This window comes from Pseudomonas sp. R45(2017), assembly GCF_002112305.1.
Lineage (GTDB): Bacteria > Pseudomonadota > Gammaproteobacteria > Pseudomonadales > Pseudomonadaceae > Aquipseudomonas > Aquipseudomonas paraglycinae.
Genome location: NZ_NEHH01000004.1, coordinates 24,146 through 41,212, shown reverse-complemented (window position 1 = coordinate 41,212; position 17,067 = coordinate 24,146). Strand labels below are relative to the sequence as shown.

At 61.9% G+C, this 17,067-nt stretch carries 15 protein-coding genes and 1 tRNA gene; 4 read left to right on the top strand and 12 right to left on the bottom strand.

From position 1 onward, the window contains the following. Positions 1-35: 35 nt before the first annotated feature. Positions 36-218, bottom strand: coding sequence for a sulfur starvation response protein OscA (oscA, locus tag CAF74_RS10280; RefSeq protein ID WP_007952821.1), 183 nt, complete (start codon positions 216-218; stop codon positions 36-38). Between the two features lie 190 nt (positions 219-408). Further along, positions 409-2,328, bottom strand: a complete 1,920-nt coding sequence (gene dibA, locus CAF74_RS10275; protein WP_085746295.1) for a phosphodiesterase DibA — start codon at positions 2,326-2,328, stop codon at positions 409-411. 146 nt (positions 2,329-2,474) lie between these two features. Here dibA and desA point away from each other — a divergent pair, with 146 nt between their 5' ends. Together desA and CAF74_RS10265 are read left to right on the top strand one after the other, a co-directional pair. Beyond that, entirely contained in the window at positions 2,475-3,659 is a 1,185-nt protein-coding gene (gene desA / locus CAF74_RS10270) for a delta-9 fatty acid desaturase DesA (protein ID WP_039772978.1), read from the top strand. 145 nt (positions 3,660-3,804) lie between these two features. Next, the gene (locus tag CAF74_RS10265) at positions 3,805-4,794 is read left to right on the top strand and encodes a sensor domain-containing diguanylate cyclase (RefSeq protein ID WP_085746294.1); all 990 of its coding nucleotides are present in this window, start codon (positions 3,805-3,807) and stop codon (positions 4,792-4,794) included. Positions 4,795-4,821: 27 nt separating this feature from the next. Here the strand turns inward: CAF74_RS10265 and CAF74_RS10260 are convergent, their stop codons facing one another. From CAF74_RS10260 to gabD, 3 genes are all read right to left on the bottom strand, one after another. Next, complete coding sequence (locus tag CAF74_RS10260; RefSeq protein WP_085746293.1) at positions 4,822-6,033, bottom strand: response regulator; 1,212 nt, start codon at positions 6,031-6,033, stop codon at positions 4,822-4,824. Positions 6,034-6,174: 141 nt separating this feature from the next. Continuing rightward, on the bottom strand, positions 6,175-7,452 hold the full coding sequence (gabT, locus tag CAF74_RS10255) for a 4-aminobutyrate--2-oxoglutarate transaminase (RefSeq protein WP_085684283.1): 1,278 nt from the start codon (positions 7,450-7,452) through the stop codon (positions 6,175-6,177). A gap of 186 nt (positions 7,453-7,638) precedes the next feature. Next, positions 7,639-9,081 (bottom strand): NADP-dependent succinate-semialdehyde dehydrogenase, encoded by a 1,443-nt coding sequence (gene gabD / locus CAF74_RS10250; RefSeq protein ID WP_011331898.1) that lies wholly within the window; start codon positions 9,079-9,081, stop codon positions 7,639-7,641. Between the two features lie 443 nt (positions 9,082-9,524). On the opposite strand from gabD, the gene CAF74_RS10245 reads away from it, so the two are divergent. After that, positions 9,525-9,601 (top strand) — tRNA-Arg (locus CAF74_RS10245). A 65-nt stretch (positions 9,602-9,666) separates the two neighbouring features. Here the strand turns inward: CAF74_RS10245 and CAF74_RS10240 are convergent. The 5 genes from CAF74_RS10240 to CAF74_RS10220 all read right to left on the bottom strand — a co-directional run bounded on the left by CAF74_RS10240 (position 9,667) and on the right by CAF74_RS10220 (position 13,519). Then, complete coding sequence (locus tag CAF74_RS10240; protein WP_011331897.1) at positions 9,667-9,936, bottom strand: hypothetical protein; 270 nt, start codon at positions 9,934-9,936, stop codon at positions 9,667-9,669. Positions 9,937-9,956: 20 nt separating this feature from the next. Continuing rightward, positions 9,957-10,571, bottom strand: coding sequence for a hypothetical protein (locus CAF74_RS10235; protein ID WP_085746292.1), 615 nt, complete (start codon positions 10,569-10,571; stop codon positions 9,957-9,959). Then, complete coding sequence (locus tag CAF74_RS10230) at positions 10,568-11,149, bottom strand: RNA polymerase sigma factor (RefSeq protein ID WP_240866618.1); 582 nt, start codon at positions 11,147-11,149, stop codon at positions 10,568-10,570. The genes CAF74_RS10235 and CAF74_RS10230 overlap by 4 nt, the downstream gene beginning before the upstream one ends. Before the next feature lie 29 nt (positions 11,150-11,178). Beyond that, entirely contained in the window at positions 11,179-12,870 is a 1,692-nt protein-coding gene (locus tag CAF74_RS10225) for a VWA domain-containing protein (protein ID WP_085746290.1), read from the bottom strand. Positions 12,871-12,958: 88 nt separating this feature from the next. After that, on the bottom strand, positions 12,959-13,519 hold the full coding sequence (locus tag CAF74_RS10220) for a YbhB/YbcL family Raf kinase inhibitor-like protein (RefSeq protein ID WP_085746289.1): 561 nt from the start codon (positions 13,517-13,519) through the stop codon (positions 12,959-12,961). 139 nt (positions 13,520-13,658) lie between these two features. On the opposite strand from CAF74_RS10220, the gene CAF74_RS10215 reads away from it, so the two are divergent. Then, positions 13,659-15,188: an FAD-dependent oxidoreductase gene (locus CAF74_RS10215; protein WP_085746288.1), complete on the top strand. Its 1,530-nt coding sequence runs from the start codon at positions 13,659-13,661 to the stop codon at positions 15,186-15,188. Here CAF74_RS10215 and pgaD read toward each other — a convergent pair. Continuing rightward, complete coding sequence (pgaD, locus tag CAF74_RS10210; RefSeq protein ID WP_074689361.1) at positions 15,181-15,714, bottom strand: poly-beta-1,6-N-acetyl-D-glucosamine biosynthesis protein PgaD; 534 nt, start codon at positions 15,712-15,714, stop codon at positions 15,181-15,183. The genes CAF74_RS10215 and pgaD overlap by 8 nt on opposite strands. Next, complete coding sequence (pgaC, locus tag CAF74_RS10205) at positions 15,711-17,066, bottom strand: poly-beta-1,6-N-acetyl-D-glucosamine synthase (protein WP_085746287.1); 1,356 nt, start codon at positions 17,064-17,066, stop codon at positions 15,711-15,713. The genes pgaD and pgaC overlap by 4 nt, the downstream gene beginning before the upstream one ends. Position 17,067 lies beyond the last annotated feature (1 nt).

The following is a 17,067-nucleotide window of genomic DNA, read 5'->3' as shown; positions in this document are numbered from 1 at the left end:
AACAGCTCCCCGCAGGAGCTGCCGCAGACTACGAATCAGGCCGGTTTGTTACCCGGTTGCTGCAGACGGAATTTCTCTTTGCGTTCGATCTGGACCACCTGGGCGTTATGCACAGTGATTTCCACCGCGCCGAAACGCAGGTCGCGCAAGGCGCTCTGGATTTCGCGCAAAATGGTGCTTTCGTCCTGACCGTCAACGCTACGCAGGGATGCGCTCATGGTGCTGCTCCTTTGTATGGGATATGCCTGGCAGTGGGCGGCACTGCGTTCGGCGTGGGAGCAATATAAGAGAGCTTTGGATATTCTTAAAAAGACTATTTAAGAATGTTTATATAACTGGAAAACATTATGTGATGCAGCAAGGGTTTGCGGCGGATTTGCCCGCCGACAAACCCGCCGCAGGCCGCCCTTAACCGATCAAGGGCGCCCGATTCCAGTCGATTTGCGCTTCCGGAACCGGCCGCCCGAACCAGTAGCCCTGCCCCAGATCACAGGCCTGGCCCAGCAGGAACGCCGCCTGTTCCGCCTGCTCGATGCCCTCGGCGTGCACCTGCATGCCCATGCTGCGGGCCAGGGCGATGATCACCCGGACGATCGCCGCGTCGTCCTCGTCCCACGGCAGGCCGGCGACGAATCCCTGATCGATCTTGAGCTTTTGCACCGGCAGGCGCTTGAGCCGCAGCAACGACGAATAACCGGTGCCGAAGTCGTCGATGGCCAGACGAATGCCCAGCTCGCGCAGACGATGCATCTGCTCCAGCGCGACCTCCGGATCGTCCATGACCGCGCTTTCGGTGACTTCCAATTCCAGATAGGCCGGGTCCAGACCGGTCTCGTGCAGCACCTGCGCAACCTGCTCGTACAACTCGCGACGGGCGAACAATCGTGACGACACGTTCACTGCAACGAACGACAGCACTACTCCGGCCTGCTGCCATTGGCACATCTGCCGGCAGGCCTGCTGCATGACCCAGGCGTCGATTTCCGAGATCAGCCCGGTGCGTTCGGCAATCGGGATGAACTCCGCCGGCGACACCAGGCCACGTTGCGGATGTTCCCAGCGCACCAGCGCTTCGACGCCGATCAGGCGACTGGTTTTCAGGTCGTGTACCGGTTGGTAGTAGACCCGCAGCTCCTGCTGTTCCAGCGCGCGGCGTAATTCGAAGGCGATTTCGACCCGCTGCTGGGCGTGGGCCGTGAGTTCTTCGGTGTACAGCGCGTAACCGTTACGGCCACTGCTCTTGGCCTTGAACAGCGCCGCATCGGCGTTGCGCAACAGCTGCTCGGCGCTCAACGCATCGCTGGGAAACAGGCTGATGCCGAGGCTCGCATTGATGAACAGTTCATGGCCGTCGAGACAGAACGGCTCCTTGAGCGCATCGAGAATACGTTGGGCCAGCGCCGCCGCCTGCGCCGGCTGTGGACAACTTTCCAGCAGGACCGCGAACTCGTCGCCGCCCAGCCGCGCCAGGGTGATGCCCGGCCCGAACAACGCCTGCAAACGCGCGGCGACCGCCTTGAGCAAACGGTCACCGATAGTGTGGCCGAGACTGTCGTTGATCAGTTTGAAATGGTCCAGATCGATCATCAGCAGCGCGCAACCGCGCTTGTGGGTCTGCGCCGACGCCAGCGCCTGTTCGGCGCGGTCGCTGAACAGCAGGCGGTTGGGCAGGTCGGTCAGCGGATCGTGGTGGGCCAGATGCTTGAGTTCGTGCTCGGAATCCTTGATCGCGCTGATGTCGGAAAACACCGCGACGTAGTGGCTGAGCCGACCGTCTTCATCGCGGATCACCCGGATCGTCTGCCACTGCGGGTAGATCTCGCCGCTTTTACGCCGGTTCCAGATCTCGCCGCTCCACTCGTCCTTCGCCTGCAAGGTGGCGAACATCGCCTGATAGAACCCCGGCGGATGGTGCCCGGACTTGAACAGGCTGGGCTGCTGGCCAATGACTTCCTCGCGCTGATAACCGGTGATTTCCATGAAGGCGCGATTGACGTGCACGATCAGCCCCTGCCGGTCCGTGACCAGCACGCCTTCGCGGGTGCAATCGAATACCGCAGCGGCCTGACGCAGGCGTTCGCGATCCGCCTGGCGTTCACGCAATCGGGCGCCGATGCCCAGGCATTCGAACAGCCGCGCCCGGGCCAGGAAGATCAACCCGGCGCTGAGCGCCACGAACAGGTAGCCGTTGATCAGTTGCCAGCGCAGCAACTCGTCAGAGCTATCGAAGAAACTGTTCAATAAATAACCAGTACCTTGCAGCCAGACCACGGCAAGGACCAGGTAAAGCAGCGCTGCACGCAAGGCATCGCGGTAAGTGGCAGACATTCGGCCGTCCATGTCCCTACAAAAATGTCGGGATTATAGGTCAAGAAACATCCAGCCATCTCTTATCTGAAAGGGCGACTGGTTTTATCTGTGTGCTTGGTGATAATGCAACGGCTGTTTTTTCTTTATCGAGGGCCCTATAGCCTATGTGGTACGAAGGTTTTCTTGGCTTGTCGGCCTGGTCGCTGGTCGCCGTCACCCTGGTGATGACCCACGTGACGATCGTTGCCGTCACGGTCTACTTGCACCGCTACTCGGCCCATCGCTCCCTGGAGCTGAATGCCGGGCTGAAGCATTTCTTCCGTTTCTGGCTGTGGCTGACCACGGCGCAGAACACCCGCGAGTGGACCGCCATCCACCGCAAACACCACGCCAAATGCGAAACCGAAGATGACCCGCACAGTCCGGTCGTCAAGGGTCTGTCCACGGTCCTGCGCAAAGGTGCCGAGCTGTACCGCGAAGAAGCGCAGAACCCGGAAACCCTGCGCATCTACGGCAAGAACTGCCCCGAAGACTGGATCGAGCGCAACCTCTACAGCCGTTACCGGCTGCTGGGCGTGGCGATCATGGCCGTCGTCGACCTGCTGCTGTTCGGCACCATCGGCATCACCATCTGGGCAATCCAGATGATGTGGATTCCGGTCTGGGCGGCCGGTGTGGTCAACGGTCTCGGCCATGCCGTCGGCTACCGCAACTTCGAATGCCGCGACGCGGCGACCAATCTGGTGCCATGGGGCATCCTGATCGGCGGCGAAGAACTGCACAACAACCATCACACCTACCCCAACTCGGCCAAGCTGTCGGTCAAGAAGTGGGAGTTCGACCTCGGCTGGGCCTGGATCCAGGTCTTCAGCTTCCTGCGCCTGGCCAAGGTCCAGCGTGTTGCCCCGATCGCCCACCGCGTCGAAGGCAAGGGCAGCCTGGACATGGACACCGCCATGGCGATCCTCAACAACCGCTTCCAGATCATGGCCCAGTACCGCAAGCTGGTGATTGGCCCGCTGGTCAAACAGGAACTGGCCAAGGTCGATCATTCGGTACGCCACCAGTTCCACCGGGCCAAGCGTCTGCTTTCCCGTGAAACCAGCCTGCTGGAAGATCGCCACCACGCGCGCATCCAGAACATGCTCGAGCACAGCCAGGCGCTGAAGGTAATCTACGAGAAACGTCTGGCCCTGCAGCAGATCTGGGTCAAGACCAGCGCAAATGGCCACGACATGCTCGCCGCCATCAAGGAATGGGTACACGAGGCCGAGGCCAGTGGCATCCAGTCCTTGCGTGAATTCGCCGACCAGTTGAAAACCTACTCGCTGCGCCCTGTCGCCGCCTGATGCCGTTGATCGGTGCGCCCCGTTCCAGGGCGCACCCTTCGGAACTTCACCCCCGTTCCCCTATCTCAAAGACACTTCGCCACCCCCGGCGGGCTTTCCCGTGGCCGTTGTCGACTTCCCGGCACGCCCTTTGAGATTCGTGTCGATGGTCAACAACAATCAAAAAGACTCATCCCCTCCCCAGTGGCCCGAGGCCGCGCAAACCCTGATGGCATTGATGCACGCTCAGGGCGAAGTCGCCCGGCTTAGCGAACGCGAGCAACTGTTCAGCTCGCTGCTGGTCAGCGTCAACGCCGTGCTGTGGGCCTTCAACTGGGAAACCCGGCAGGTGCTGTATGTCAGCCCCGCCTACGAACGGATTTTCGGCCGCTCCGCCGCCCTGCTGCTGGCCGATTACAACCAGTGGCGCGACAGCATCTACCCGGACGATCTGGAATACGCCGAACGCAGCCTCGCCGAAGTGCTGCACAAAGGCGCCGTGGAAGACCGCGAATACCGGATCATCGCCGCCGACGGCCAGGTGCGCTGGATCAGCGACAAGTGCTTCATAAACCGTCAGGAGGAACCAGGGCAACCGGTGATCATCGTCGGCATCGCCGAAGACATCACCGACAAGAAGCAGATGGAAACCGAGCTCCAGCGACTGGCCACCACCGACGTGCTGACCCAGAGCAGCAATCGCCGGCACTTCTTCGAATGCGCCCACCGGGAATTTGAACAAGCCCGCCTGCAAGGTGCGCAAATGGCGTTCCTGCTGCTGGACATCGATGACTTCAAAGTGATCAACGACACCTACGGCCACCCGGAAGGCGACAACGTGCTGCAACGAATCGCCGAATGCGGTCGTGCCTCGTTACGCCGGGGCGACCTGTTCGGGCGGATTGGAGGTGAAGAGTTTGCTGCGGTTTTCCCGGGCTGTGCGCCGGACATGGCGATGCAGGTGGCCGAACGGCTGCAACGGGAAATTCAGCGCTTGAACTTCAACCACGGTGATCAGACGTTCGGCATCACCGTCAGCCAGGGCCTGACCAGCCTTACCCCGGAAGATGAAAGCCTCGACACCCTGTTCGCCCGCGCAGACGCGGCGATGTACGAGGCCAAACGGCAGGGCAAGAACCGGATCATTTCCGCCTGATTCAAGAGCGGATGCGCAATCAAGCCGCTATTTGCGCATCCGCATCAGCTCCGGCAAGCCGATTTTGAGCAAGCGCGCCGTGCGGCTCTTCGCCAGCTCCTCAACGCCCTCATGCTCGGTCAGCCGCGCCATCTGCGCCGCCATGTTCATCACCAGTGCCTCGCGGGAATACACCCCGCCACCGAGCTGGTAGACCGAGGCAATCAGCTCGCGCAGTTCCAGCGGCAGGCGCCAGCGAGTGCGCAACGCCGAACCGTACGCCGCACCGAATTCGGCCAGCGCATCGCCGACTTCTTCCAGTTCATCCAGCTCGCCGCCGGCCTGCTTCCACTCTTGAAGACAACGCAGCAACGCCAGATCGCCGAGGCGATGGAGCATCCCGGCGCAGTAGCAGCGTTCCTGATCCAGATCGAGCAGACGCGCCAAGGTGCGGGCGTACTCGGCGGTGTGCAGCGACAAGCCCCAATAGCGCTCGGCGTAATCCGCCAGGCACGGGTCGCTGAGTCGGGCGCTGCGTTTGAGTGCAAGGCCAAGAATCAGATTCATGCTTTGCCCGGTGCCCAGGCGATGCAGCGCCTGCGCCAGGGTCTGCACCGGCGCGCCATGATGCTTAGCGGCGCTGTTCGACGCTGCAATCAACACGGCGGTGATCTGCGGATCGGTGCGGATTTCCTCTTCCAGCAGCTTCAGGTCCAGGCCGTTGGGGTTGAGGCTGCGTTTGACCGCCACCTGCACGTCAGTCATCAGCGGTGCGCCGTCGGCCTGCTCGCGGCGACGTTCGAGGAAAACCGAGAGGGTCATGCCCGGCGCCAGCGCCGGTACTTCACAGAACACTTCTTCGCCGGCATTCAGCAGCAATCCCTGCAAACGCTCGGTCAGGCTTTCCATGTTCAGGGGTTTGGCCAGGTAGGCGGTCGGCGCCAGCGGCAGGGCTTCGCGCACGCTGGCGCTGTCGTTGCGACTGCTCATCAGAATGAACGGCAGCGGCGGATTGCGTTTGCGCTGGCGGACACTGCGCAACACGCTCAAGCCATCGACGCCGGGCAACTCCCAGTCGACGATCGCCAGGTCATAGGGGACTTCGCTGAGCAGCGTCATTGCCTCCTGGCCATCGGCGCACAGGTCCAGCCGCGCATCGCAGCGCACATTCAGCAACACTTGTTTGAGCAGGTCACGAGACCACGGGTCGGCCTCGGCAATCAGGACTCTTGGTACAGCGGGTAAATCGACGGCCGTCATGCTCGCCCTCCCTTGCAATGCTTGAACCTTAGCCAATGCTGGCGATTCGGTACAACCTGAAAACCGCGCCCGTGTTTCTCCAGGCATGAAAAAACCCGCCGAAGCGGGTTTTTTGTCGATCCGATCACACGGTGCTACGGATTACAGCTCCGAGAAGCACTCTTCGATGATCGCCAGACCTTTGTCCAGTTGCTCGTCCGGCGAGGTCAGCGGTACCAGGACGCGCAGCACGTTGCCGTAGGTGCCGCAGGACAGCAGGATCAGGCCCTTGTCACGCGCCTTGGCCACGACAGCCGCGACGGCGGTCGGGTTTGGCTTGTGGCTGTCGCCGTTTTCGAACAGCTCGACGGCAATCATCGCGCCCAGGGCACGGACTTCGCCGATCACCGGGTACTTGGCCTGGATGGCTTTCAGGCCGGTGACCAGACGCTCGCCGACAGCCTTGCAGCGGTCCAGCAGTTTTTCTTCTTCGAACACTTCCATCACGGCCAGGGCCGCGGCGCAAGCGATCGGGCTACCGGCGTAGGTGCCGCCCAGGCCGCCTGGAGCGATGGCGTCCATGTACTCGGCCTTGCCGCACACACCGGCCAGCGGGAAGCCGCCAGCGATGGATTTGGCGAAGGTGGTCAGGTCGGCAGCAACACCCATCTGTTCCATGGCGAAGAAAGTGCCGGTACGGCCAGCGCCGGTCTGCACTTCGTCAGCGATCAGCAGGATGCCGTGCTGGTCGCACAGGGCACGCAGACGCTTCATGAATTCTTTCGGTGCGACGTAGAAACCACCTTCACCCTGTACAGGCTCGATGATGATCGCGGCGATGTCTTTCGGCTCGGCGTCGTTCTTGAAGATGCGTTCGATGGAAGCGATCGAGTCGTCGATGCTCACGCCGTGCAGTTCGTTCGGGTACAGCGCGCGGAAGATGCCGCCTGGCATCAGGCCCATGCCGGCCGAGTAAGGCACGACTTTACCGGTCAGGCCCAGGGTCATCATGGTGCGACCGTGGTAAGCGCCGGTGAAGGCGATCACGCCAGCGCGGCCAGTGGCGGCACGAGCGATCTTCACGGCGTTTTCAACGGCTTCGGAACCGGTGGTCACCAGCAGGGTTTTCTTGGCGAAGTCGCCCGGTACGCGAGCGTTGATTTTCTCGCACAGCTCAACGTACGGCTCATAAGCCAGAACCTGGAAGCAGGTGTGAGTCAGCTTGTTCAGCTGCTCGGTCACGGCAGCGATGATTTTCGGGTGCACGTGGCCGGTGTTCAGTACAGCGATACCGCCAGCGAAGTCGATGAATTCACGACCTTCAACGTCGGTCACGGTCGCGTTTTTCGCGGACTCGGCGAAGATCGGGTGAATCTGGCCGACACCACGTGGAACAGCAGCGGTACGGCGGGCCATCAAGTCAGCGTTAGTCTTGCTCATTACAGTCCTCATTCGCCGCTCATCGGGCGGCGTGGTTCAAGGATAAAGCGGGAGGAATCGGCGGTGGCAGCATGCGATGATCGACTGCCACGGCGTTCCCGGCCGCAGAGAAAATTCCGGTTTGAAACGACGCAAAGGGACAGCGCTCTCGTGCCCTTTGCGTTTACAGCGATCTTCTACCGAGGCTTAGATGCCCAGGCAGAGGTATTTGATTTCCAGGTAATCTTCGATGCCGTACTTGGAGCCTTCACGGCCCAGGCCCGAAGCCTTGATGCCGCCGAACGGCGCGACTTCGTTGGAGATCAGCCCGGTGTTGACGCCGACCATGCCATATTCCAGGGCTTCAGCCACACGGAACACACGGCCCAGGTCGCGAGCGTAGAAGTACGAGGCCAGACCGAACTCGGTGTCGTTCGACATCGCGATCACGTCGGCTTCGTCTTTGAAGCGGAACAGCGGCGCCAACGGACCGAAGGTTTCTTCCTTGGCCACCGCCGCGTCTTTCGGCACGTTGGTCAGGATGGTCGGTTCGAAGAAGTTGCCTTCCATCGGCTTGCCACCGGCCAGAACGGTTGCGCCTTTGCTCACCGCGTCAGCGATGTGCTCTTGTACCTTGGCCACGGCTTTCTCGTCGATCAGCGGGCCAGTGGTGGTGCCCTCTTCCAGACCGTTGCCGATTTTCAGCTTGGCGACTGCCACTTTCAGCTTCTCGGCGAACGCATCGTAGACCGAATCTTGAATGTACAGACGGTTGGCGCAGACGCAGGTCTGGCCGTTGTTGCGGTACTTGGAAATGATCGCGCCTTCGACGGCCTTATCCAGGTCCGCGTCGTCGAACACGATGAATGGCGCGTTGCCGCCCAGTTCCAGGGAAACTTTCTTGATGTCCTTGGCGCATTCCGACATCAACTGACGACCGATTTCGGTCGAGCCGGTGAAGGACAGTTTGCGCACGATCGGGTTGCTGGTCAGCTCGCTGCCGATGTCGCCGGCGCTGCCGGAGACCACGCTGAACACACCTTTAGGAATGCCGGCGCGCTGGGCCAGTTCGGCCAGAGCGAATGCGGAGAACGGGGTTTGCGAAGCAGGCTTGAGCACCATGGTGCAACCGGCAGCCAGGGCCGGGCCCGCTTTACGGGTGATCATCGCCGCCGGGAAGTTCCACGGGGTGATGGCAGCGGTAACGCCGATCGGTTGTTTGATCACGATCAGGCGCTTGTCCGGCTGGTGGCCCGGAATCACGTCACCGTAGATGCGCTTGGCTTCTTCGGCGAACCACTCGATGAACGAAGCGGCGTAAACGATTTCGCCCTTGGCTTCGGCCAGTGGTTTGCCCTGCTCGAGGGTCATCAGGCGAGCGAGGTCGTCCTGGTTCTCGATCATCAGTTCGAACCAGCGACGCAGTTTGCCTGCACGCTCCTTGGCGGTCAGTGCACGCCAGGCCGGCAGCGCCTTGTCGGCGGCTTCGATGGCGCGACGGGTTTCGGCAGCGCCCATCTTCGGCACGGTGCCCAGAATCTCGCCGGTGGCCGGGTTGTTGACCTTGATCGTCTGACCGTTGTCCGCGTCGACCCATGCGCCATCGATGAAGGCTTGCTGGCGGAACAACTGGGTGTCTTTAAGCTGCATGTCGGCTTTCCTTAACAGCACCGCGCAAGGCGCGGAGCAAAATTATGATTGTAGAAAGGCGCCTCGCAAGGCTGCCGTCAGGGAAATCATTCACCGGGCTGGCACATCAATAGCGCACGACTCAAAACGCGTGCGGCTCAGCACCTGGATAAGGAGCGTTTGAAATCTCAAACGAATCCTAGGTTCAAAGGGGTTGAAGGACAATAGGGCGTTCGAAAAAAAGAACAAAAACGCCGCAATTGCTGAACATTTCAGATCAACGTACCAACAGCTCGGGTCGCAGGGAAACCATAGAACAGCCTCTCAAAAGCGCCAAGCGAGCCTTTTGCAGGACGTTACAGCTTTATGGAATGCAGTGCTTTTCAACCGACATGCGCACTGACAATACGCACCAAAACCCGGCATGGACGCCCCGAGCCGACCTAGGTATGATGTCGCCCGCTGCACCAGTAGCTCAGCTGGATAGAGTACTGCCCTCCGAAGGCAGGGGTCGTGGGTTCGAATCCCGCCTGGTGCGCCATGAACAAAACGAAAAAGCCCCGGACTGCAAGGTCCGGGGCTTTTTTGTGCCTGCTGGCTGGCGACTCACTCCGTCGTCCAGTCAAACTCGTCGTATTCATCATCGTCTTCTTCGTCCTCGATCAAGTCATCATCGAGAACGTCTTCCTCCAGATCCTCTTCGGCCTGCTTGGCCAGAAGAAACTCCTTGCGACTCTCCGTCACTGCCCGCCGCAGTTCCTCACCCTTCACCGGGCAGTTGAGCATTTGGGCGATGCGGTCGATTTTTTGGGCCACGGCATCCTCCAGCGCATCGGCAATGACCCGATAGTGCGCGTTTTTGCGGGTCAATGCCAAATGGCGGATGGCTGATACGGTCAGTTCTTGCGGATTTTTTCCAGTCGCAGGTCGAGATTCACGTTCGGGTAGCGCTTGTGCAGGTTGTTGAACAGGCTGTCGGCCGCTTGCGACTGGCCGGACTCGCGCAGGCGCAGGACTTCACGCAGTTGCGCGTCAAGACCGTTGACCGGGGCGGCGGCGCGCTTGCTGACCTTGGCTTCGTCCGCCGTGTCGGCGCTGATCGATTCGCTCTGCATCGGTGCGGCCATTTCCGCCATTGGCGCGGGAGCCATTGCGGGTGCAGGCGCAGAAAGCGCGCCGGCGGGCGCCGACAATGATCGGGCCTCCTGGCGGGCCACTGGCGCAGCCGGTTTCGCGGCGGGGGCGAAATCGTATTGAGCCACGGGTTCCGGCGCGCGTTGCACCAGCGACAGCATCAGCGCGATGCCGACCAGACTGGCAAAAACCACCTGATAGCGCGGTTGCTGGCAGGCCTTGAGCCAGCGTTGCCACAGGTTTTGCCGTGGTGCCGGGGTTTCACGGTGGGCGGCGTTGAGGATCAGCGCATCGAGATGCGCCGGCGGCTCGGCGTTGTGCTGTTCGCGCACGTGCTTGAGCACTTGCTCTTCGGGTGTCGGGCGGGCGTCCGTCATGTCAGTACCTCCTCGGCCAGCAGCCGACGCAGTTTTTGCTGGGCGTAGCGCAAGCGGCTCTTGACGGTTTCCAGCGGTGTTTCGGTGAGGCTGGCGATTTGCGCCAGATCGAGGTCGCCGTGGGCGCGCAGCATGAACACTTCGCGCTGGTCGGCGGGCAAGGATTGCAGAGCGCTCTCCAAGCGCTGGCTGTCGCGGCTGAGGTTGAGCAGTTGTTCGGGATCGGAGGCGTCGTCGCTGACGGCGTGGGTCTGTTCGTCGTAGCTGTCATGCAACGGTTGCCGGGCGCCGTGTTTGCGCCAGTGGTCGATCAGGCGATTGCGGGCAATCTGGAACAACCACGTACGAAAGGTCGCCCGGCCTTGTGGCTGACTGGCACTGCGGATCAGGCTCAGCCAGGTCTCCTGGAAAACCTCGTCGGCCAGTTCAGGTTTGCCGCTCAAACCGAGCAGAAACCGATAAAGACTTTGCCGATGACGGGCGTACAGGATCTCGAACGCCTTGCCGTCACCCTCGCGATAACGGGCCAGCAGCGATTCGTCGCTGCTGGCCTCAAGGCTGTCGGCGGAGGCAAACAGCTGTGTGATGAAGCCTTTGAGGCGGCTCACTATTCAATCCGTCGCTCAGTGGACATCGCGTTGGAGGCAGTAAAAGTACGCAGGCTCTGCGCCAGTTCAACCAGCTGCACGAACTCGTTGCGCAGGCCGAAACGGTCATCACCACGGGCACCTCGCGCCAGGGCTTCGGTGTCTTTCAAGCTGAAATCGCCGGTGTAGCGACCGTCCTTGAGTTGCTGGGAAAACGCGGCGACGGCGGCAGCGAAACGCAGATCCTCACTGGCCGGCGCAACCTGACTGGCAATCGGCCGCTCGATCAGCAGACTTTTCCCACCCTCAGGCTTTTGATATCGCACACGCAGCATTGCCAATTCTCCTTTCTTCTCGGAAACCACTGCATCGGTTTTTCCGTAACGCAGCGGTTCCAGCCAGCCCTGCTCGCCTGTCGGGACAATTTCATACAACGCCGTCACCGTATGGCCTGCACCGATTTCACCGGCATCGACCTTGTCATTGCTGAAATCCTCACGCTTCAGTGCGCGATTTTCGTAGCCGAGCAGGCGGTATTCGCTGACCTGCGCCGGGTTGAACTCGACCTGCAACTTGACGTTTTTCGCCACCACGGCGAGGGTCGAACCGAGTTGATCCACCAGCACCTTGCGCGCTTCGCGCAGGTTGTCGATGTAGGCGTAGTTGCCGTCACCAGCATCGGCCAGTTGTTCCATCAGGTGTTCATTGTAGTTATCCACACCGAAACCCAGGGTGGTCAGGGAAATCCCGGTCTTGCGTTTATCCACAGCCATTTGTTTCAGGCTGTCGAAGTCGCTGATGCCGACATTGAAGTCACCATCGGTGGCCAACAGGATGCGGTTGATGCCTTTGGGGATGAACGCCTGCTGCGCCATCTGATAAGCCAACTCGATGCCTGAAGCGCCCGCAGTCGAGCCACCGGCGGTCAATTGCTCGATGGCTGTGCGAATTTTCGCTTTTTCCCGTCCGGAAGTCGGCTCCAGCACCACTCTGGATTCGCCGGCATACACCACCAGCGAAACCCGATCCTGCTCGCGCAATTGATCGACCAGCAACTTCAGGGTGCTTTTGACCCGCGGCAAGCCTTCGGGGCGGTCCATTGAGCCGGAGACATCCACCAGAAACACCAGGTTCGCCGGGGCCAGTTCCGCCACCGCGCGGTCGGAGGCCTTGATGCCGATGCGCAGCAAGCGGGTGTGCGGGTTCCACGGTGAAGCGGCCAGTTCGGTGGTCACGCCGAAGGGCGAGCCATCGCTCGGCAGCGCGTAGTCGTAGGGAAAGTAATTGACCATTTCTTCCAGCCGCACCGCGCCTTCCGGCGGCAGTCGACCCTGATTGAGCAGGCGCCGCACATTGGCGTAGGCGCCGGTGTCGACGTCGGCGCTGAAGGTCGAGACCGGGGTTTCGGCGACGCTGTGGGCCGGGTTGTCGGCCAGCTTGGCGTACTGCTCGCGTTGTTCGTCACGATAGCCTTGTGGATAACTTTCACTGGCCGGCATCGGTGCAAAACGGGCGATCGGCGCCGCCAGTGCACTGCGTTTGGCCATCGCGCTATCGGCCATGACCGCTTCAGGCTGCACGGAAGATTTCAGTTCGGTCTGCGCCGGAGGCGGCGCGACGGTGGTTTCCGGGCTGGAGGAAACGCCGCAACCGGCAACCACCAGCAACACACTGGCAGCAAGGGGGCGCAGAAGCGTGGAAGGAAGGGACATGGGGGCTGACCTCGGGGATGAATTTATCCATTCATCCCCTGAGACGGGCAGCCCTGTCAGTTCGGGTTAAACCTCGCCGAAATTTTTTTCAGCGGTGATAACGCCGCACCGCACTGCTGTTGCGCAGCACGTGGCCTTTGATTTTTTCCATCAGCTGGGCGCGGGTCAGGCCGGCGGGCAAGGCGTCCGGGGCCAGATCCAGGGCGTAGATCTGGATGATGTAGTGGTGCGCGCTGTCGCCCACCGGTGGGCACGGGCCGACGTAGCTGGTGGTGCCTTTGCTGTTGGTGCCACCGACGCCTTCGAGGGCCGATTTGGCTCCGACACCGGCCGGAATCTGCCGGGTCGTGGCCCTGATCCCGTAGTGAACCCAGTGATCGACGCCCGCGCCTTTCTGGCCGTCCGGATCGTGCATGACGATGGCGTAGCTCAGGGTTCCGCTCGGGCCGGCATTCCAGCTCAGGGCCGGCGACTGGTTCTTGCCACCGCAGCCGACCGCATCGCTGGCCGCCGCCGAGGTGAACAGGCGGTTATCCGACACACCGGGAATGCTGAGGGTGAAACGCTCCTGGGCCTGCGCCGGAAACTGCACGCAAAGGGCGACGGCAACGGCCGCCAGCCAAGGGTTGAGAGAGGTCAATCGGGTCATTCCGGGAGCACCTTGTGCAGTTGGGCCTTCGTCGGCCTGCAAACTATAGCCGTACCGTTCGTGCCGTGGCAGTGGGAAATGGCTGAACCTCGCAATGCGGCCCAAACTCGTAAGAGAAATGCCTGTGAGGAGCACGACCATGACCCTGCACCGTGTCGCCCGTTTCGCCGATGTGCCTGAAGACCGTGGGCTGGAGGTGCAGATTGGCGACTGCAAGATCGTCCTGCTGCGCGCCGCCGGCCAGTTACGCGCCTTTCAGGGGCAATGCCCGCACGCCGGCGCGCCGCTGGCGGAAGGTGCGTTGTGCCACGGCCGGCTGATCTGCCCGTGGCACAAGGCAGCCTTTCGCGCCGAAGATGGCGCCCTGTGCGAACCTCCGGCGCTGGACAGCCTCAAGCGCTATCCGCTGGAACTGCGCGGCGACGAGGTGTGGGTCGATGACCAGCCGTTGCCGGATCCGCACACTCCGCCGCAGGACGATCCGCGCACCTTTGTCATCGTCGGCGCCGGTGCCGGGGGAACGGCCTGCGCCGCCGCCCTGCGGGAAAAAGGCTTCGGCGGGCGGATCGTGCTGATCGACCGCGAGCCGGACGCCGGCTACGACCGCACGGTGCTGAGCAAATTCGTGCTGTCCGGGGAAATGCCGCCGCCGGAAACCCCGCCCCTGCGCGATGACGATTTTTACCGCGAACAGCACATCAACCGGGTTTCAGGCGAGGTCACCGGGCTCGATGCCGATACCAAAACCCTTCACCTGAGCGATGGCCGCACACTGCATTACAACGCGGCGGTACTGGCCACCGGTGCAACGCCAAACGCGCTGAAACTGCCCGGCGCCGACCTGCCCCAGGTGTTTGTCCTGCGCTCCAAAGCTCAGGCGCAATCCATCATGGACGCCGCCCAACCCGGTCAGCGCGCGGTGATCATCGGTGACAGTTTCATTGCGCTCGAATGCGCTTCGGCCCTGCGCCAGCACGGTCTCGAGGTGACGGTGCTGGCGCGCCATGCGATTCCCTTCGCGGCGCAATTCGGTGAAGCCGTCGGCAAGGCGATCCGTGCGCTGCACGAAGAAAACGGCGTGAAATTCATCACTGATCACGAAGCCAGGGAGATCACCGGCGACGGCAAGGTCGAGGCGGTGTTGCTCGACAACGGCCTGCGCCTGTCGGCGGATCTGGTGTTGGCGGGAATCGGCGTGCATCCAGCCACCGAAGCGTTCAGCGACTTGCCGCGCGAGGACGATCAATCACTGTTGGTCGATGCCAGCCTGCGCGTCGCGGACAGTCTGTGGGCCATTGGCGATATCGCCACCTTCCCGCTGAACGGTAAACCGCAACGCATCGAACACTGGCGCCTGGCCCAGCAGCACGCGCGAATCGCCGCCGCGAACCTGCTCGGTGGCGATGAGCATTACCTCGACGTGCCGTATTTCTGGACCTGGCATTTCGGCCGCAACTACGACTATCTCGGCCACGCCGAGGCGTGGGATGCAGTCGAATTCATCGGCGAACCCGAACAGCCGCCATTTATCGGGCTGTTCGGGAGCAAGGGCGTGGTGGTGGCGGCGGTGGCCTGTGAGCAGGAACGGGCGATGGCGCTGCTGGCCGAACGCATGAAGCAACCGCTGCCGATGGAGGAAGCCTGGCGGCTGATTCGCGCCGTCAGGTGATCCGGTTCAGCGGCTCGCGGTTGTCGTCGTCCTCGGCGTGCAGAAAGATCACCCGAGGATGCTCCAGCGGGGCCAGCGGTGGCGGAAGCTCCTGCGGCTGAACCGGCCACAGATGCGGCACCACATGACTGACATCGCCGTCCTGATCGTTGTGGATGGTCATCACGCCCGGCCCGCGCAGCTTCTGAAAGCGCTCGTCGCACAGTTTGAAGCTGCGGCTCAGCCCCTCATCGTCGACCACCGGGGACGGCAGGCGGCGTTGAGCGAAGCTTCGGCTCTTGCGTTGCTGATAGCGCGCCCAGCCGATCAGGATCACCGCGTTGACCAGCGCCACCCACAGGTAAATCTGCAAGGTGCCAAGGGCTTCGAACGCCGAATTGTCGATGCGCGGCCCGCCTTCGTGGGTCTCGATCAGCGGCCATAAACCCCGCGCCAGCAGATACAGCAGACCGATCCAGGCCAGCACCGTGAAGAACGCATCGACCACCACCAGAAACGGCCGTTGGCGGGTCCGGATGATTTTCATTTGATAACCTCCTCTTCATCGTCCCCGAGCGGCTTGATACCCCGGTCGGGACTGACCCAGCGCGCACGCTTCTGGTGTTGGCCGAACAATACTTTGGGGAAACTGACCAGCGTGGTCAGCAGGCTGACGAACCAAAACGCAATCGGATACCAGACCACCCAGAACATGGTCTTGCCCAGGCCCGGTTCGTAACGACGGTCAATGATGATGCTGACCGCGAACTGCACCAGGCAGACAAACGCAAGCAGCAGACCGGTAAACGCCGGGGGCATCAGGTGATCGACGGCAATGGCTTCAGGCATGACCACGAACTTGCCGACGCCCCAGAAGATCACCGACAACAGGAAGGTGAACGCCCAGCCGGTCGACAGGCAGTATTCGAACAGCAGCGGCCACAGGTAACGGTGACGGTACTGCCAGATCCCGCGGATGTTCTTGAACAGCACTTCGGCACCGCCCTGGGCCCAGCGCAGGCGCTGCTTCCACAGACCGCGCAGGGTTTCCGGCATCAGGATCCAGCACAGGGCACGGGGCTCGTAGAAGATGCTCCAGTGATCCAGTTGCAGCTTCCAGCTGATGTCGATGTCTTCGGTGATCATGTCCGGGCTCCAGTAGCCGACCCGGTTCAGCGCGGTGCGGCGGAACGCGACGATCACACCCGACACGGTGAAGATTCGCCCGAACACCCGCTGAGTGCGCTTGATCAGCCCGATGATCGACGAGAACTCACCAACCTGAACCCGCCCGACCAGGGTCGAACGCGTGCGGATTCGTGGGTTGCCGGTCACCGCACCCAGTCGTGCGTTGTCCAGCATCGGCGCCACCAGATAAGCCGCAGTGTTCGGCGCCAGCAGCGCGTCACCGTCGATGCACACCAGATATTCGCTGCGCGCCGCGATGGCGCCCATGCGCAGGGCCACGGCCTTGCCCTGGTTTTCCGCCAGGTGCAGCACGCGCAGCCGCGGGTCTTCCTTGGCCAGCGCATCCAGCACTTCGGCGGTGTTGTCCTTGGAGCCGTCGTTGATCGCGATGACTTCGATGTTCGGGTAGTGCTGCGCCAGCGCCGCGTGGATGGTGTCGGCGGCGTTGTCGCCCTCGTTGTAGCAAGGGATCAGGATCGAAATCAGCGGTTCGCCTTCCAGCGGTGGCGGCAGGGTGTCGTCCTTCCACGGCCAGTGCCGCTCCCAGTGCAGCCAGAAATACAGGCCACCGGAAATCCACAACCCGGACATGAACAGCGGGTAGAAGAACACGAAGTCCATCAGGAATTGCCCGGTGACCAGGAAGATCAGCCCCAGCGGGACGCCGAGGACGATCGCCAGAACAAGCAGGGCCAGCAGTCTATCCAGCATG

Coding starts and splice junctions, on each gene's coding strand:
- oscA (WP_007952821.1), bottom strand. CDS start 218: ATGAGCGCATCCCTGCGTAGCGTTGACGGTCAGGACGAAAGCACCATT.
- dibA (WP_085746295.1), bottom strand. CDS start 2,328: ATGTCTGCCACTTACCGCGATGCCTTGCGTGCAGCGCTGCTTTACCTG.
- desA (WP_039772978.1), top strand. CDS start 2,475: ATGTGGTACGAAGGTTTTCTTGGCTTGTCGGCCTGGTCGCTGGTCGCC.
- CAF74_RS10265 (WP_085746294.1), top strand. CDS start 3,805: ATGGTCAACAACAATCAAAAAGACTCATCCCCTCCCCAGTGGCCCGAG.
- CAF74_RS10260 (WP_085746293.1), bottom strand. CDS start 6,033: ATGACGGCCGTCGATTTACCCGCTGTACCAAGAGTCCTGATTGCCGAG.
- gabT (WP_085684283.1), bottom strand. CDS start 7,452: ATGAGCAAGACTAACGCTGACTTGATGGCCCGCCGTACCGCTGCTGTT.
- gabD (WP_011331898.1), bottom strand. CDS start 9,081: ATGCAGCTTAAAGACACCCAGTTGTTCCGCCAGCAAGCCTTCATCGAT.
- CAF74_RS10235 (WP_085746292.1), bottom strand. CDS start 10,571: ATGACGGACGCCCGCCCGACACCCGAAGAGCAAGTGCTCAAGCACGTG.
- CAF74_RS10225 (WP_085746290.1), bottom strand. CDS start 12,870: ATGTCCCTTCCTTCCACGCTTCTGCGCCCCCTTGCTGCCAGTGTGTTG.
- CAF74_RS10220 (WP_085746289.1), bottom strand. CDS start 13,519: ATGACCCGATTGACCTCTCTCAACCCTTGGCTGGCGGCCGTTGCCGTC.
- CAF74_RS10215 (WP_085746288.1), top strand. CDS start 13,659: ATGACCCTGCACCGTGTCGCCCGTTTCGCCGATGTGCCTGAAGACCGT.
- pgaD (WP_074689361.1), bottom strand. CDS start 15,714: ATGAAAATCATCCGGACCCGCCAACGGCCGTTTCTGGTGGTGGTCGAT.
- pgaC (WP_085746287.1), bottom strand. CDS start 17,066: ATGCTGGATAGACTGCTGGCCCTGCTTGTTCTGGCGATCGTCCTCGGC.